Below are 17680 nucleotides of genomic sequence, written 5' to 3' on the forward strand. Positions count from 1 at the left end.
ATGACAACGATGTAAGAACCGTTGCCTGAAAAAGTAGATGGCCTTGTAGCCACGAAAGTTCCGCAAATCCAGGGCAAAACTTACGTCGTTTTGAGGAATCCACGTGACAGCACTGACATCGCGCGAACTGCGTTGTCTTCCCAGCTTGCCTCTAACGTAGAGTCTTCAGAATGTCATACAAGAACCAATACAAGAAACCGAAGCACTTTTTCGATCGTCTTACGTAATGGCTTAAGTTCGGGGAATTCCAGGCTACACCAATTTAGGGGAATTTCCTGGCAATTGATTTGAACCGAATCGACAGACCAAAGATAATGAGGTCGTCTTGATGCCCCATCGGCTGCCTATCCCGCGACTCATCCCAACCGGAAGCCCCATGACTTTTCGGCCCTCCCCTGCATTTCGATGCATGGGATTATGCTTCGTTTTCGCCGTGTTCACCTGCTTACCTGAATTTGCCAGCGGCCAGGAAGACGCGACTCCCCAAATTCAATCTGGCCCGGTTGAGGTCCGTTCGGGTGGCCCCGCGCGCGTACGCGGACCGCGACCGTCCCCTGGCGGAGAACAACCCAGTCCCAAAGGAGCAAAGCCGGAAGAACCCCAAAAAGGAGAGGCAAAGCCTGAAGAAAAGAAAGATGGCGGCAAGCCTGGCGAAGCCCCAATGGGAGACAATAAAGGTCCGATCCAACGAAAGGATGAACCTGACCAGCCATCAGACCCGGAAGAACTAAAGGTCCGTCCTGACGAGCGTGGGATGGTCCGATTTAACTTTCGAGGCCAGGCTTGGCCCGATGTCTTGGACTGGCTGGCAGATATCTCGAATACCAGCCTGGACTGGCAAGAGCTCCCAGGCGACTATCTGAACCTGACGACCCAGCGTGCTTACTCGGTCGACGAAGTCCGCGATCTTCTTAACGAACGACTGATGACTCGCGGATATACCATCCTGCAGCAGCAGGAAGGGTTGGTTGTCGCCAAACTGGAAGGGCTGAATCCGTCCCGGGTTCCTCGCGTTCATTCGGAAGATCTGCGTTATCGCGACGCACACGAGTTCGTCAAGGTTTCTTTCCCGCTCAGTTGGCTGATGGCCGAAGATGCCGTGGAAGAACTCAAACCGATGCTGAGCAAACACGGTTCGATGTCAGCCCTGGCTACCTCGAACCGGTTGGAAGTCTTGGATGTCGTCTCCAACCTGCGCGAGATTCAGCACGTGCTGCAGGAAGAACAGTCCTCTGAGGTACGCTCTTCCAAGGTCCACGAGTTCTTTCTTCGCTACACACGAGCCGAGGATGTGATGGCTCAACTGCAATCGCTGCTGGGTATCAGCAAATCAAGCGGCGGCGGCATGTCGATGATGAATCCTCAGATGATGCAGCAGATGCAACAAATGCAGCAACAGATGATGCAGCAAATGCAGCAGCGTCAACAACAAGGGGGAAACAGCAGTGCTCGCCGTCGTTCCAACACTCCGGATGACATCCACCTGGTGATTAATACGCGACAAAACAGCATCATCGCGAATGCCCCACCAGACAAGATCGTGGTCATTGCCGAAGCGGTCAAGATGTTCGATGTCCCACCGCAGCCAGGTGCCACGATCGGCGCCAACTTCCAGCGCGTTAAAGTGTTTCGGCTGGCCCAGTTGGACCCGAAAGCACTTCAATCGATGCTATTGCAAGCCGGCAATCTTGATCCCACCACGCAGTTGGTCGCCGACGATAAGAACAAAGCCTTGATTGCCTACGCCACGCCAGCCGATCAGATCACGATTGAAGCGTTGATTAGTAAGTTGGACGGCACAGGTCGTCAGTTTAAAGTAATCCGTCTGCGCCGACTTCAAGCCGACTACGTTGCCGGCTCGATCCAGTTCATGATGGGAAGCGAGGAAGAAGACGACGATAGTAATTCCCGCCGCGGTTACTATTCGTTCTACAGCTACGGCCGCCAGCAAGAAGACACCAAGAGCAAGGATAAATTCCGTGTCGATGCCGACGTGGTCAACAATCGTCTGTTGCTCTGGGCGAATGACGTCGAGCTTGAGGCGGTCGAAAACCTACTGGTTCAATTGGGGGAGATTCCAAGTGGAGGTGACTCGCAACGAGGTCGCCTGCGCACGCTTGACCTTGGTTCCAATGAATCGGCTCAGGAATTGGTCAAGAAGCTGAAAGAGGTCTGGCCGCAAGTTTCTCCATCGCCTCTGAAAATCGAAGTGGCAGAACCGAAGAAGAAGCCTGAACCGGAACCAGCAAAGCCGGAAGAATCCAAGGAAAAGAAACCAGAAGCGGATAGCTCGGTAATGCACCAACACGGCATTACGGTCCCCGTCCATCTGGCCGTCGCCACCCAAAACGAAGATACCAATTCCAAAGAAACAACTGGGGAAACGGTCGTTGCCGACGACAACCAACTGGAAGGGCTCTCCCAAGAGGAGCTTATGCAGAAGTACTTCCCAAAGGCTTCCCCTGGCAGCGATGGGCAGAAACCTGCGGTGGACCAGCCTGTTGTGATTCAGGTCGACGAGAACGGTCGGATGACGCTGGCTTCTGAGAATCCGGCCGTGCTCGACCTTCTAGAAGATATACTCCTGGAAATGACCCCTCCTCCCAAGGACTACGAAGTCTTCCAGCTCAAACATGCTCCAGCCCTGTACATTTCATGGAACCTGGAAGACTTCTTCGAGGAGGAAGAAGAGGAAGATACCAGCAACCGCTCGCCGTGGTTCTGGGATTTTAATCAACAGGACCAGAAGGAAGACCCTCGTCGGTTGTCGCAGCGAGCACCGATCAAATTCCTGGCGGACATCGATACCAACACGATCCTCGTTCAAAACGCGAGCGCCGAACAATTAGTCACCATTCGTGAATTGATCGAACTATACGACAAGCCGGAACCAGTTGTCGAAGAGAGCAAACGACTCAACGCCACCTATGCCGTGCGATACTCGCGGGCATCGGCGATCGCCGAATCGGTCAAAGAAGTCTTTCGCGATCTGCTTTCATCAAACGACAAATCACTGCAAGCTCCCCAGCAACAACAAGGGGGCAATCGTGAACGAAACGACGAACGATCGGCCAGTGACTTTGTTTCCCGTAGCGGGTCGGCATTTCGCGGGAAGTTGTCGATCGGTGTCGACGATATTTCTAACACGCTGCTGATCTCCGCTGAAGGGGAGAGCTTGATGACGCTGGTGATGGATATGGTCAAACGAATTGACGAGTCGGCGAAACAGGTTTCCACCGTTCGCGTCGTCAACTTGAAAACAGGCGTCGGCGGGGACAAATTCCGAGAGCTACTTAACCGTCTGTTGGAAAAAGTGGATCCGCAACAACTCCAACAGCAGCAGCAAAACCAGAACGGACAGCAGGGTGGCCCTCAGCCCAATGACAACGGACAGCGAGGCCCGAGAAACTGGCAGCAGAATCGCGGCCAGCCTCAAGTCCTAGAGGTAGAGAACTAGAGTTCGCGGCCTTCCGTTTGAGCGATCAGCTTTCGTACCTGCTCAGGTATGACGATCGGCCGCTGATTCGCGTAGTCGAAATAGACGACGCCGGATTCACCGTCGGCAACAATCTGTCCTTGTACAGTGCTGTAGACGACATGTTCGACCTTCATGCTTGTCCCGCCTAGCTTTACCATCCGAGCACCAATGAGCACGCTATCCGGATAACGCAGCTGTTTTCGGTAATTACAGTGCACCGAAGCCAGGATCGGTCCACAGCCTGTCGCTTCCATGACGGGATTCAGGCCCGATACTTCCAGGTAGCGAACGCGGGACGTCTCGAACCAGCGCAAGTAAACGATGTTGTTCACATGCTGAAACGAGTCCATGTCTCCCCACTGAACAGGAACCTGGGCGACGGCGGGAAAATCTGCCAGCTCAAGCGGGAGTTCACTTCGGTCGATCATGCCTTCTCCGTTGGTCTCAGCTTCTCTGTTGCTTCCAGCGAGTGCCTAGTCCAACCACGAGCGTTCCGCTAAACGTGCGGGGACATATTCTTCAGTCACGTAACTTACCCCCTGGCTGATCAACGCTTCGACTTCCAGCTTGAAGCCATTCTCGAGCATCTTCTGGATTTCTTTTTGCCACATTTTCTTATGTTCGAACCAGGGGTAGCTGGCAATCTGTTTGGCCCGTTTGCGATCGGAATCATTCAGAGCGATCTGAACGCTCGGGGAAAGGTTGCAGCGTTCGTAGTCTATCGAACGAAGCCCTATAAACTTGGCGTCCGGCACCGCCATACGCTTTGACTCATACGCCAAATTGATTGAGCCTTGTTTGATTACGCTGTAGATGTAATACCCCCAAGGGTCGTTATCGAGCACGCAGTAAATTGGCAAATTGAGCTCCGTATTCAACCGCGAGAGCAGTCGCCTGACGCCGCGCGATGGCTGACCACCACCGTGTGTCAAAATGCAGTTATGCTTCTTCCAAAACTTGTCTTCGTTGAACCGCTGCCAGACCGTACCTTTTTCGACATGCAGGACGAACTTGGCATCGCACTTGATGAACTCAATCGTCTCCGGCTCGACAATCGACGGTATCCCATATCCGCCACTTCCCATGCGCGAGCAGTCGATTTCGTCCCCTTTGTCACGCAGGACAATATTACCGACCATGTCCCCTTTCTTCTGAGCGTACAAGTGCAGCTCTTCACGGAGAACGTTCAGCAGCACTTCCACGTCTTCGATGATCGGATCGCTCTCGGCCTGATCGGCAAAGGTTTCTTCCTTGGTACCTGCGATGGTGTGCTTGAGCAGATAGTAGAGACCTCGAATACTGGTCGACTTGCCCTCGTCAATCAGTTTTTTGCAACCACTGCCGACGAGCATCGTCTGCATATAGCTTTTGGCCTGATTCAAATTGAACAGCTGCCGCCCGGTCGTATTCTTGCCCATCTCGATAATGCGCTGTGACTTGTTATAACGCACGTTCGAGAGACTTCGCGTCGGGATGTCCATCTTCGGATCGCGAACTCGTCCGGCGGCAGAGACCACACTGTCGGCCAGACCAACCAACTGCTTCAGGGTGTGGACATCCTTTTTCGATAGATCAACCTTCGCCTTGCTATCCGTCTTAGGTGCTGCCTTTTTGGGGGCTTTCTTCTTGGCCATCCGCTGCCGCCTGATCGTATAAAGTTACAGAGCTTAGAGAAAATATCCTTATCGCGAAGAATGTAACAGGATAACGCACTTTAGCCGATCCGAGAATGGGCTTCCCCGCTCAGATCAATTGGCTGCCCGCAGTGCTTCGATCGGATCGAGATCGGCCGCACGGCTGGCTGGATATAGCCCGAAGATAACGCCCACAAGAACCGAGATCCCGAAAGCCAGCGGAATCGAAATCGGCACGATCTGAGGGCTTACATCCCGAATCGAGTCCGGCAACTGGGCCACCAATGCCGGGTCGTACGTATTGGCCAAAAATCGAGCCAGGTCGACGGCTGGGATACAAAGAAGCCCGCCCAGGACGCCGGTAAGACCGCCCACGACGGAAAGAACAATCGTCTCGACCAGGAACTGACGGATAATATCTCCCCGCTTCGCCCCCAGAGCCCGGCGAATGCCAATCTCGCGAGTACGTTCGGTCACGGTGGCCAGCATGATGTTCATAATGCCGATACCACCCACTAGCAGCGAGATCGCGGCGATCAGGCCCATAAAGACCATAAACATGAACTTCGTCTGCCGGGCCTGTTCCAAAAGTTCGAGGGGAACCACCACCGAGATGTCACGTAGCGTATTATGATTCTCCAAGCTCTCGCGAACCAGGTCGGCCGTGTTCATGACCTGTTCGGACTCGGCAATCTTCAACGTGACTTGATTCAACTCGACGATCTCGCTGGAGAATGTCCCCCCTTCGATCATCACGACATGGTCGCCGATGCGTTGCCAGAGAGTACTGATCGGAATGTAAACATCCTTATCGTATTGTTGCCCTGACAAACTCCCACCTACGGCGGCCGTCGCGGCCTTGGGTTTCAAAACACCAACCACCGTGTAGATGTCGTCGTCGACGTGAATCGTCTTGCCCACTGGCTTCTCAAATCCGAAAAGCGAGTCGGCAACTTCTGCGGCCAACACGCAAACGTTCGATTTATCCTGGACTTCCACGTCGGTAAGGAAATGGCCACGGCGTGGTTGAACTTCCAGATGATTCAAGCGTGCATAGGCAGGCGTACAGCCAACCAACCGGCCATTGACCGAATTGGGGCCATGGCGGAACTGACGTCGGATTTCACGAATGGGTGTCGCTGTCTCGACCGAATGCAGTGTTTCCTCCAACAGCTTCCAGTCGTCTCGTTTCAGACCGTAAGTCAAAGGACCACGTTGTTCCGCGATGGCTTCGGAAGGAGGCTTAACCGTGCGAACGATGATGTTTTCTGCACCCAGCTTTTCGATTTGCTGCTGGGCCTTCGCGCTGATCCCTTCGCTGATGGCAAGCAGCCAGATCACACTCGCTACGCCGATGAAAATACCAAGAATCGTCAGCAGCGACCGCATCGGATGCAGCAACAAGCTTTTGATTCCAAGTTTCCAAATTCGTAGCCCAAGCATGGGACCAGGTTCCTGTGCGTTACGCTAAATTGAGTGCCGAAGTATCCATCGTGCCGTGGGCATTCGCCGAACGACGATCCTCGACGGCGTGATCTTCCTGAATCAGCCCGTCCATCAAGCGAATCGAACGCTTGGCATGGTGCGACACGTCATCTTCGTGGGTTACCAGAATAATCGTGCGTCCCTGATCATTGAGAGTCTCGAACAACTGCAAGATTTCTTCGGTCGTCTTGGAATCGAGATTACCCGTCGGTTCGTCAGCCAGGATGTAGTCGGGATTATTAATCAGACTTCGCGCAACGGCAACACGCTGTTGCTGACCACCGGACAATTGAGTCGGGCGGTGCCCCAAGCGATCGCCCAGCCCCACCATCCGTGCCAATTCCCGAGCACGTTTGTGATCGGACGATGAAACGCTGCCTCGATAAAACAGGGGAACTTCGATATTCTCAAGCACCGTCAACTGCTGGATGAGATTGTACGACTGAAATACAAAACCAATCCGCGAAGCGCGAAGCTGTGAGAGCTGATCATCGGAAAGCTTGCTCGTATCGCTGCCACCCAACACAACCTGCCCTGAAGTGGGTCGATCGAGGCACCCCAACATATTCAGCAGCGTGCTTTTGCCACTACCGGATGTTCCCATGATGGATACGTAGTCACCCTCAGGAACATCGAAGTTGATTCCTCGCAGTGCGTGAACCGTTTCGCCTTTGAGGTGGTAGATCTTCTTGAGGTTAACTACGCGCGTGGCGTAATTCACTGAGCGCCTCCCACCGCTTGGGGCGACTGATCTTCGGCAATTCGTACGGGATCTTCCTCAAGGGCTTCTTCAGAATTGGTCGCCGCGATTAACTCATGGCGTTGTACCTGACCGTCTCCATCTTGGTCGGCGCTGGTATATTTCTCTCCGCCATTGGCAGCCAGTTCATCGGCAGAAAGAACACCGTCATTGTTCGCATCAAAGTTCTTCAGCACTCGATCGACCAATTGCGTTTCCCCGCCAGACTGGTTGGCTTCGCCGGGGCTCTTCTCTGGCGAAGGTTTGCCGGGACTTCGCCCCGGTGGTCCCTTTCGCTCGCCACCCTCTTTTCGCTTTGGATTAATCTGCTCAGGCGGCAACTCTGGCATCTCGACGGAATCCAATAAACGGCGAGGACTCATCGAGACGTATTCCCCCGCCTCAAGTCCACTATTAACAACGACGAAACGATTGTTGCTTGGTCCAAGATCCACCTTCCTGGGTTCGATATCCTCAGCACTCTTGCGAATCATGCAATAGTACTCATCGCCGTAGGGCATGACGGACTGCACTGGCACCATCAACACATCATCTTTGCTATCGACGTGAATCGCAACATTGGCCGTCAAACCAGGTTTAATTTGACGCGGCGTGCCGTCAATGGTTACCACGGCGGCGTAGCGCTTGATCTGAGCACCAAACCGGCTGATTGGTTCGGGATACTCGTTGACCTTTGTCACGGTGCCGGCCAACTTCAAACCATCAAAAGCATCAAGCGTGATCGTCGCTTTCATGCCCGCGTCGACCATGGCGACTCGCGATTCATTAATCAGCACGTGAACTTGCATCGCGCTATAGTCCGGCAGACGAATAATCGTTTGACGTTCCCGCACCGATGTTCCTGGTTCAACGATAAACTCCGAGGCTTCCCGGTTACCGCGTTCATTGGCGTAAACCACTTGACCTGAAGCAGGCGCCGTGATCGTGCAGTTCTTGATCTGCTCCAAGAAGAAGTCGAGTCGCTTTTGCTCGATGGAGTTTCGCTCCTTGGCCGACTCTAAATCTGCTTTGGCAACGCCGATGGCGCTCTCGAGTTCCTTGATCTTCTTGTGTTTCGTCTGCTCGATGAGCACCGATAGCTTGAGTTTGGCGTTTTCGAGTTCAATCTTCGCCTTATCCACGGCGAACTTATCCCCTTCCAACTGAAGCGAAGTCACGAATCCTTTCGCCGCGAGACGCGAGCTGTAAGCGTAGTATTCCTCGGCGCGTCGGAGCGTTTCTTCGGCGAACTTGATTTCCGCTTCAAGTTCCTTCTTCTCTTGCACGAATAAACCGTCCACGTACTCCGTCATCGCGATTTGAGCTGCTTCGAGTTCGTTCTGGGCCTTAGATAGACCGGCAACGGAACCACTTAGATCAAGTCGCTGGAGTTTTGCCTCCTCCTCCAGTGCCGACGAATCGAGTCGGACCAAAACATCACCAGGCTCAACCATCTTGCCTTCTTCGATCACCCACAGGATCTCGAAGTTGTTCAAGTCGCGATAACCCCGCACGACCGACATCACGTCAACATTCCGGGCACTCTCAACTTCACCTTTCTCTACAACGTCGTGGACGAAGTCACCCACCGCCACCTGATGGAACATCTCGTCCTCGACGACTGGTCCCTTCTTACCGGCAGTGTAGAAGTAGATGCCAGCAGCCCCCGCAATGACGAGGCAAACAACAGCAGCCTTGGCGAAATATCCCCTCCTAGCTGGTCGACAATGTCGAGGTCGCAGAGCAGGGATCTTTAGTGAACGCAGCAAACTAGACGGAAAGCTAGCCATGGAAGTTTCTCAACGAAGGTAGGATGCACGGACCTAACCATGGATTTCCGTGCATAAAGCTTAAGAAGGAAGGGAGTGTGCCAGGAAGGCACCTGTAAGTTTACCAAACAATGAGCCGAGGTTAACCTCAAAAACCACCGCAATTCACAATATCCGCTCCTCCTAACCCATTGGTCAGAAGGTAGTTACCGAAAAATTTTAGGGTGGATCACCACTCATTGGGTATAGATCGACTCCCGAAGTACTTCACCCAGATGAAACCCCGATAAGTCGTGGAAGATTCTGCCAAATCTCGAAAGATTGTTAAAACGGCTATCAGGCAGGTAAGTAAACTCTTCTGTAACAGCGTTTTACGTAATTCCGCGCAGAGATCTTAAGCAAGGTCGCCTGGGATGTATAGATAAAGAGTCCGGAATGTGCCTTTCCAATTGCCATCTATTTGGGGGGATCTAACCGCAGGTCTACGGCTTCAACGCTTGTCGGCTTAAGCTCGCCTGGTGGAGGAGGAAGCTCAGCGGGCTCAGCTCCGTCGACTTCCAGCTGCAATCCGCCCGAGGACTCGATCTCCTCGGGAACGCCTGACGAAAGATCAGACTCTTCCGATAGTTCCGGGATTTCGTGGTCAAACTGCATCTGCTGAAGTTTCTCTTCCCAATACGATCCCTCAATCGGGCCCGGATCGATCCAAACACCTCGTTCGTCCAGCTGAATCGTTCCCATATCGACATCGAGACCGCGCCGGAGAACTTCGTAGTTGACGCCCACCGAGAGGAAATCGTTCTGCGCGGAAAGAAGACTGTCTAACGCGTTCAACAAGTCACGAGCAGTACTCGAGTCGAATTGCTGATTGTTCTGGTTGGGCTTGGCAGGCTCCTGTAATCGCAACTGCGTTCGTTCGACCTGAGAGATCGCCACCTGAACCGCAGCCCGCCGCAGCTCGAAATTGATACGATTCAAGTCGAGCGTACGAATGGTGTCGCGAAGCCCTTGGCTGATGAAGTCTCGGTACTGATAATAAGCCCTGCGTGTCCGTTGATATTGGATTTGAGCTTCTCGATAGTTGTTTCGTTCCACCAATCGCGTGAGCGGGGCGTCCCACTCAAGGCCAGCTCGCAGCCGACCATTATCGCTGTTGAACTTGACGGGGTTATCCCCGATGTTGCCTATCTCGCCGGTAAAAACGATGTCGAGATCACTCATGAGATCGTTCGCGACGACTTGTATGTTTCGCCACGAGTCGACATAGGCCGCTTGGGCATTCATCCAGTCGAGACGATAAACCCGTGCCACATCGAGCGCGGTATCCGACGAGATATCGACAGGGACAAGCGAAACGGTTTCGGCTCGGGCACGAGCTTGAACCAGTGACAATCCCAAGACATCGGAAATAAGTGTCGTGATTTCATCCGGCACGGGATCGAACACGGCAAGCTTTGCCTGACCGTACAACTGCTTGGGCTGCATCGCCGGCCCGCTTTCGATCAGCTTGCCGACGTTCGCGTTGATTTCGTCCAGGATCGTCGTGTGTTGGGCGAATCGTACTTTCAGATCGGCAAGCACCGTTCGAAGCTGGGGGGGAAGTTCCTCCAGCCGGCGCGTACTGAGCACGCCCCCAGAGACCGTTTCGTCTTGAACGTTTTCGCTGTACCCAGCAAGCTTCTCGGTAATCTCTTCGAGATCTTCGATGCGGGCCGGCAGAGCCTCCTCCAGACGCGAGACGTCTTGCTCGACCAGCGGAAAGAAGTCTTCCTGAACCAGTTGCAGAATCACCTTCAACTGCTGCGTCAAAGTTTGCACCGCCTTAAGCCGTGCTTCAACTTCCTCGTCCCAGACCAACTCGGGTTCCAGCGGTAGATTCGGATCGATCTCTTCCGGATCTGGCAAGACTTCCAGAATGGAATTCCCCACCGTGATCTGAATGTCGTTCAGCTTGTTAGTCACCGGAGTAAACGCCGGATCGATCAGGTTAAATTGGTCAAAGAAGGGATCTCGCTCCAACTCTAAATTCAACTCAGGCGGAAGCCCCATGTCGATCTTGAACTGATCCAACGAATTCGCCAGCTGCGTCTTGTTCGACAACAAAGAGCTTTGTGTTTGAAAGAGAGACTGCCGGGTAAGTTCCACCTGGAACGAGTCGATACGCCCTGCCTCGAACAGTGCTTCCAACTGGGCCAGGCTGCTGCGTAGCGACGCGATGTTGCTTTCCTGGTTGCGAATGGTTTGTTGTCGCTGCAGCAAACCGTAATAACCACCCACACCAAACGAACCATTGGGCCCGATCGAGGGAAGCCCTCCACCAACGCGAGGCCCGGCGGTTAACCCACGCCCGGCAACGATATCGAGATAGAAGGATTGATTGAATCGTTCCATATCGCGAACAGCCGCAAGCAGATTTCGTTCCTGTTGGGTAAGGTTCTCGAGAACCACCTTACGACCACCGCCACGTAGTAACGGTTGCACAAGCGAGAAGTCGATCAAACTGTTGACCGAATCGGTATTGGGACCCGAAAACTCCCACATCATGCTATTGGCGAAACCAACCACCAATTGTCCTCCGGTCGCAAACAGCTTTTCCATCTGAATGTTGCGGGTATTCGTTTCCAGCACACTCGACGAGTTCCCGCCCCCGCGTTCGGGGCCGTCCGCCGTGTAGAAGACTTCATAGCCTCCGAAGAACTGGGCATCGAATCGAAAACGTTCGAAGCTGACATCGAGTGCTGACAGGTAGAGGTCTTCCAACTCTCGTTGGTAAGTAGGGGAATTCAATCGTGCCAGTTCCACGGCGCGATCAACGTTCAAAACCAATTCCCCTTCTTCGTTCAACGGAAGATAAGCCATCCAGTTGGGATTGGCGACTTCGTCCGTAACGCCCTCATTTTCCCAGCCCCAGTAGGCTGGCTTGTGATCTACCACATGCATGAATTGATTGGCGGCCGGGTCATCCAACGGCATTGGAGGGCAATCAGGACTGAATGGATCAAACATTCGGGACTGCGGGCTAGGATCAATCGAGGTCCGATTCAGGTGCCACCGAGGATCATTATTCTTCTCGGCAACCAGATGGTACGCGTCGTCGTCTGCCTGGACTCGGTAAAACCCCGGCGAGTGGCAGCCCACTACAAAGAGCACGCTCATCAACAACGCCATCGCAACCCAACAGCTCGGAATGGGCGATAGCGGAAGATTGGCTCGATTTCGGGATGGATTGATTCGCATGCTGGCCCATCTCCCTATGCGGCGTGGGATTTGACAGGGGAAACCGACGATGCTACTGCTTGGGTATTCAACGAATCGCCAAGCAGTGCGACCAATTGCCGAAATCCTTCCAGCAGCGTTCGCGGATCGACGGGAAGCTGATCGAATTGCCAAGCTTCGTGAAATCGAGGAAGGATTGCTTCAAGTCTGCGATTGCCGTCGTCGGTAAGCGTCCAGTACTGGCGCCGCCGATCACGTTCATCGCGACTGGCTTCAATCCAATCCTCTTGCCGAAGTTGCTCGACCAGATTGCTCAGCTGAGCCGGAGAAAGCCCCACGGTCTTGGCCAACTTGGACTGCGGCAGGGGCCGATCCAAGTTTTGCTGGCACAACACCAAAACGAAAAAGGCATTTTCTGAGAGAGAAAACGGTGAAACCACTTCCGCGATCGCAGCCCGCATCGTTTTCTCACATGACGCCATTTCAATGGCCATACGAATCAATTCCACCGCCACATGTGGCGATGTTCGCTCCGAGTTTGCCATGGGAAGCTTCCCTGAGTTCAGCCGGAACGCCCACGGTCATCGATCCGTTAGAATCGGAAGATCCGCAGGCGCAAAAAACATTCGGTAGCGAACCATCCCGGGGAAGAACGTTCCGCTATCGATAAGGTTTCGGCCGAAAACCGTTCGGACTTGAACGATTTTGCGGGTTGTAGCGGCCATGAAAGATGCAGAACACGACCTAACCATTTGCTATAAATAGGGTTAAGCCTAAAACCCCCTCAATCGAAGCCGTTTGACTGCCCAGACTTCCCAATTTATGATCTCGGAGTCTTTTCTATGGAATGCCATGGCAATTTCCGTGAAAAGTCTTGGGTCTGAAGTACAATACACGGATGGATTTGCGCGGACAGGTAAGGACTGACGGTCCAAACAGCCGATTGCCCGCGTACAAAACAGATCCAACCCCTTCCCTTTTCTGTCACTGTTACGATCGTCAACTCCCAGAACTTAAGCCCACATGACCGTCTTTTACATTGTCATTGCCGTGCTCGTTCTGCTGTTCGGGATTTTCTCGTACCTGAACGCGGCTAACTGGAATGTTCTGCATGTGTTGGGTCTTTTCCTAACCTTCGGTGCAGCCTTTGCTTATTTGGTTTTGGCCGCCGCCGTGCTGCGAACCGAATCGAGTTGGAAGAAACTAGCCGAACAGAAAGATAAGGAACTGAATCAAGCTGTTTCCCAGGTGGAACTTCTTGAAACGGGTCGAACCGTCAATCCGCAATCAGGTCGCTTGGAATCGGTGGACGATCCAACCGACAGCCTGGTTGGTGCCAAAGCAGAACTCAAACGAGTCATGTATGACCGCGGCCGTTTGTGGAGAAACGTCACCCGTGGTGCGATCAACAACAATCAAGTTGGCCTAACGCTTCCTCCAGTCCAGGCACCCGTGACGAATAACCCAGCCGGCGGTGCTGCTGCTCCTGCATCTGTGCCAACGCAGCGATCGTTGGCACCGGATGACATCGTTTATGCGTTCGGACAAATGAATCACCCGGAAGATCCCACGCTGAACGTTCCGGCTTACTTCATTGGCGAATTCGTCGTTCGCACGATTCAAGATCAGAACATGACCGTCGAATCGACGACGAAACTGGACCGAGCTCAGCAACAAACGCTGAATTTGCCGAATCAGTGGATGCTGTATGACAAGATGCCGGTCGACGATCATGAAGTCTTCGACGACATGGACGATGCGCAACTGGCCTCCCTGATTCGCGGCGCATGCTCGCGGATGGGGCTCCCTCAGCCGATGCAGGACGAAGTGCTCACCAGCATCCAACGTAACGGCGAACCAGCCGGTGCCGACGATCCTGAAATTGCCGTGATGAGCAGAGTCACCTTCCAGCAGGATTACGAAGTGCCCGTCGATGCCCAGGTCGACACCTCAGGCATTACCCAGGAATTTGAGCCTGCATCGGGCTTGGCTGCCGCGGCATTCCTGAAGCAGGGAGAGCCAACCAAATTCACCAAGGGGGACCAGGTCATCCTGTCGACCTCGCGTGATCCAGGCAAGGCGCTCGTCGATCAAGGGATCGTTACCGTTGACGAGAAGGTCTATATTCGACCCCTCAACGACTTCGTATTCCAGTTCCATGCGTACAAATCGCAAGTCGAAGACATGCGTGACACGGCTTACACGTTGAACGAAGACATCAAGATGTTGACCGAAGCCGACAACATCGCCAAGGACGTCATCGCCTACCGCGAGCAGGAAAAGGCCAATCTTCAGGCCGACAAAGACAAGGTCGTTTACGAGCAGGAACAGATTGCCGAGTACAAGCAAAAACTGCTTAGCTTCCTGACCGAAACCTTGAAGGTCAACAGCCGGCTATATCGCACCAATCAAACGCTGGTCGAAGAACTTCAGCGTGCCAGCGATGCTGTTTTGCGGAAGCTGGGCCAGGAAGAACTCGACAAGGCCGATCCTGATTCGCTGACGCTGGCCTACTAATTTCACCAGTTTCTCATCTCCACGCCGCTGTCGAGTCCCTCGATTGACGAGTTTAGGTGGTTTCGTGGGTAACGCGAAATCGCTTTAAGCTATCAGTCCGCATGACTTTGCAGCTTCTGGCCAAATCCATCCACGAGAAGCCGCACTGCACTTTTCTCTTCTGCGCACCTAAGATAGTTTGAATGGATGCACGGCCATTGCTGTGCGCGTGCTACCTCGAATCTTTGTTTTGGTTGGGAAATGGGCCTCTACGATCGGGAATATTATCGCGAAAACGATGGACAGATGTCCTTCTCTATGGGAGGCCAGTCCGCCACAATGCTGCTGGTCTACATCAACGTAGGCGTTTTCCTGGTCGATTGGCTTCTTCAGTTGGACCTCGCCCGATGGCTGGGCGTTCACGATTCGACGCTTTATCAACCGTGGATGTGGTTTCAGTACCTGACCTACGGGTTTCTTCACGCGATCTCCGGCCCCCACGCTGGCTGGCACATTTTCGGCAATATGTTCATGCTGTGGATGTTTGGTCGTATCGTTGAAACCCGCACCGGCAAAGCCGAATTCCTGAAGTTGTATTTGCTGAGCGTCGTCGTCTGCGGGATCGCCTGGAACGCCATCGTTGTCCTACTCGGCCAGAACGCGGGCCCGATGGTGGGTGCCTCCGGGGCCGTATCGACGATCTTCGCGCTGTTCGTCTGCCTGTATCCCAAGATGACCGTCTACCTGGGCTTCCTGATTCCCGTTCCCGCTTGGGTGGTAGGCGCGATCATGCTGCTGTCCAATGTCTTTGGGCAGCAAGATGACATCGCCTATTCGGCTCACTTGGCGGGAATCGGTCTGGGCGTGGCCTACTTCTTCAGTGGCATCCAACTGGGGCAGTTCATCCCCAGCAAGCTGGCCCTTCCGAAGTGGTCATTGCGGTCACGTCCGAAGCTACGGATTCATACCGAGGAAGAAGATTTCGATCCCTACAACGACTCGGACGAAGAAGCCGAACGCATTCTGGAAAAGGTGAATCAATCCGGGATGGAGTCGCTTAGCGAGGCCGAGCGAAAGAAACTGGAAGCCTACAGCCGCAGGATGCGGCAAAAATTGAGCTGACGAATTTCCGACTGGGCCCCCAAGGTGCATGGATGTCTGCTGGGCGAAACAACTCGAAAACTATCTTAGGGCTAGGCTTGGTCTGTCTCATCTCTGGGGCAGCGATCTACCTCACCTACGGGCAAAACGTCGATTCAGCACCTCCTTCGCTTGCTGTCCCAGCCAACGTCGAAGCGGAAGTTGACACCGATCCGATCTTAATCCCAGGCGGAACATATTTAATTGGCAGCGATACAGGGCCACGCGATACGCGGCCGGCTCGAAGCATCCACCTGACGCCATTTCGGATCGATCGCACCGAAGTGACGAACGCCATGTTCGCGGAATTCGTTCAAGCAACCGGCTACCAAACCGACGCAGAAAGACGAGGATACAGCCTATGCTTTGACGAGACCTCTCGCCAATTCACCCGTCAGGATGGAGCCAACTGGCAACATCCCGATGGGCCGGAATCTTCCATCCTCGGTAAAGAGACATTTCCAGTCATTCATGTCTCGTGGTACGACGCGAACGCCTATGCCAAGTGGGCAGGCAAAAGCCTACCAACCGAATTCCAATGGGAAGCCGCCGCACGGGGACAATCGCTAAGGGGCGACTTTCCGTGGCCCCTCGATTCGAAGTTACAAGCCCACCAACTCGCAAACCTCTGGCAGGGAGAATTTCCCCTACGCGATCAATCACTGGATGAGTATCACGGGATTGCGCCCGTAGCATCCTTTCCTGCCTCAGAGCACGGTATCTTTGATCTGGCCGGAAATGTCGCGGAGTGGACTTCCAGCTTCTATGCCGAAGACAGCTATGCCCTAATTGGCGAGGTCGATCCCTCAGGAGCAAGCCGCGGAGAAATGCGTGTCACACGCGGTGGCAGTTGGCTCAGTTCCGACCAGACAGGCGTAAGCGAAGCGACCGTCTGGTATCGTGGAAAGCTTACGCCTGAGACAAGCACGAACTTCACAGGCTTCCGCTGCGTGAGCCGCGACGAGCCATCGCGTTAGACCGATTCTTGCGACAACGCGGCCTCGGCAATTCTTAGATTGTCGGCCATATGCTTCAGATTGATCCCACCGATTACCAGGCTCGTCACGCCTGGCTGATTCAGTACGAAAGGTATCGCCTGGTCCGCAGGCAGATGCCCGGAGGCGAGCCCCTTCTTTACCAGCACGCCAATCTCGCGACGAGCGGCTTCCTCGATGACTGCCGCGTGCGATGTATCATCCGCATTGAACTCGACCATCAGCAGATCGGCCCAGTCGAGTGCCATTGTCGCAGCCTCCGGCGTTTTGCCAGAGAGTCCGATCGCCCGGATATCTCCCGCTTCCTTTAGCGATTGCAGCGTCTCGACGACAGGCGTCTTCTTCAACACGGTCACATCATCGTGAGGTGTATGGATCAGCACGACATCGAGCACATCTCGCCGCATGAGTCGTAAGCTGTTAGCCACGCTTGCACGTACAGAAGCCTCATCGAAGACATATCGCGAATTGCCATCTTCAAATAACTCACCCACTTTCGTGGAGATGACAATTGGCACATCGCGCCGGCTGAGCCAAGTACCCAGACGTTGTTCGCTAATACCGTACGCAGGGGCCGTGTCAAAATGATTGATTCCAAGGTCAATCAGCCCATCGAGAAGCCTGGTAACTTCCTCGTCACCAGGCAGATCGTAGGGACGCGGATACTTTATCTTCGCATTGCGGCCAATCTTGAAGGCACCAAACCCGATGGGTCCTAGTTGCAAGCC

At 53.9% G+C, this 17680-nt stretch carries 12 protein-coding genes; 4 read left to right on the forward strand and 8 right to left on the reverse strand.

What is annotated here, in order from left to right:
• Positions 1-409 precede the first annotated feature (409 nt).
• A complete protein-coding gene (locus Pan97_RS22545; RefSeq protein WP_165698926.1) occupies positions 410-3457 on the forward strand; it encodes a secretin N-terminal domain-containing protein in 3048 nt (1015 codons plus the stop codon).
• Here the strand turns inward: Pan97_RS22545 and Pan97_RS22550 are convergent.
• The 7 genes from Pan97_RS22550 to Pan97_RS22580 form a co-directional block, all read right to left on the reverse strand.
• Complete coding sequence (locus Pan97_RS22550; RefSeq protein ID WP_144976562.1) at positions 3454-3906, reverse strand: acyl-CoA thioesterase; 453 nt, start codon at positions 3904-3906, stop codon at positions 3454-3456. The genes Pan97_RS22545 and Pan97_RS22550 overlap by 4 nt on opposite strands.
• A 45-nt stretch (positions 3907-3951) precedes the next feature.
• Positions 3952-5112: a DNA topoisomerase IV subunit A gene (locus tag Pan97_RS22555; RefSeq protein WP_144976564.1), complete on the reverse strand. Its 1161-nt coding sequence runs from the start codon at positions 5110-5112 to the stop codon at positions 3952-3954.
• A 114-nt stretch (positions 5113-5226) separates the two neighbouring features.
• Positions 5227-6555 carry an ABC transporter permease gene (locus Pan97_RS22560; protein ID WP_144976566.1) on the reverse strand — a complete coding sequence of 443 codons (1329 nt, stop codon included), beginning with the start codon at positions 6553-6555 and terminating at the stop codon, positions 5227-5229.
• Positions 6556-6574: 19 nt separating this feature from the next.
• Positions 6575-7318, reverse strand: a complete 744-nt coding sequence (locus Pan97_RS22565) for an ABC transporter ATP-binding protein (RefSeq protein ID WP_144976568.1) — start codon at positions 7316-7318, stop codon at positions 6575-6577.
• The gene (locus tag Pan97_RS22570) at positions 7315-8943 is read right to left on the reverse strand and encodes an efflux RND transporter periplasmic adaptor subunit (RefSeq protein ID WP_165698927.1); all 1629 of its coding nucleotides are present in this window, start codon (positions 8941-8943) and stop codon (positions 7315-7317) included. Before Pan97_RS22570 ends, Pan97_RS22565 begins: the two co-directional genes overlap by 4 nt.
• 618 nt (positions 8944-9561) lie before the next feature.
• Positions 9562-12342 carry a TolC family protein gene (locus tag Pan97_RS22575; protein ID WP_144976571.1) on the reverse strand — a complete coding sequence of 927 codons (2781 nt, stop codon included), beginning with the start codon at positions 12340-12342 and terminating at the stop codon, positions 9562-9564.
• Positions 12343-12356: 14 nt separating this feature from the next.
• Positions 12357-12866 carry a MarR family transcriptional regulator gene (locus Pan97_RS22580; protein WP_144976573.1) on the reverse strand — a complete coding sequence of 170 codons (510 nt, stop codon included), beginning with the start codon at positions 12864-12866 and terminating at the stop codon, positions 12357-12359.
• Positions 12867-13344: 478 nt separating this feature from the next.
• Between Pan97_RS22580 and Pan97_RS22585 the strand changes: the two genes are divergently transcribed.
• From Pan97_RS22585 to Pan97_RS22595, 3 genes are all read left to right on the forward strand, one after another.
• On the forward strand, positions 13345-14838 hold the full coding sequence (locus tag Pan97_RS22585) for a CDK-activating kinase assembly factor MAT1 (protein WP_144976574.1): 1494 nt from the start codon (positions 13345-13347) through the stop codon (positions 14836-14838).
• Between the two features lie 285 nt (positions 14839-15123).
• A complete protein-coding gene (locus tag Pan97_RS22590) occupies positions 15124-15939 on the forward strand; it encodes a rhomboid family intramembrane serine protease (protein ID WP_165698928.1) in 816 nt (271 codons plus the stop codon).
• A gap of 32 nt (positions 15940-15971) precedes the next feature.
• Entirely contained in the window at positions 15972-16934 is a 963-nt protein-coding gene (locus tag Pan97_RS22595; protein WP_144976578.1) for a formylglycine-generating enzyme family protein, read from the forward strand.
• On the opposite strand, the gene Pan97_RS22600 is transcribed toward Pan97_RS22595, so the two are convergent.
• Positions 16931-17677 carry an aldo/keto reductase gene (locus Pan97_RS22600; RefSeq protein ID WP_206668912.1) on the reverse strand — a complete coding sequence of 249 codons (747 nt, stop codon included), beginning with the start codon at positions 17675-17677 and terminating at the stop codon, positions 16931-16933. The genes Pan97_RS22595 and Pan97_RS22600 overlap by 4 nt on opposite strands.
• Positions 17678-17680: the final 3 nt, after the last annotated feature.

It is taken from the genome of Bremerella volcania (genome assembly GCF_007748115.1).
GTDB lineage: Bacteria > Planctomycetota > Planctomycetia > Pirellulales > Pirellulaceae > Bremerella > Bremerella volcania.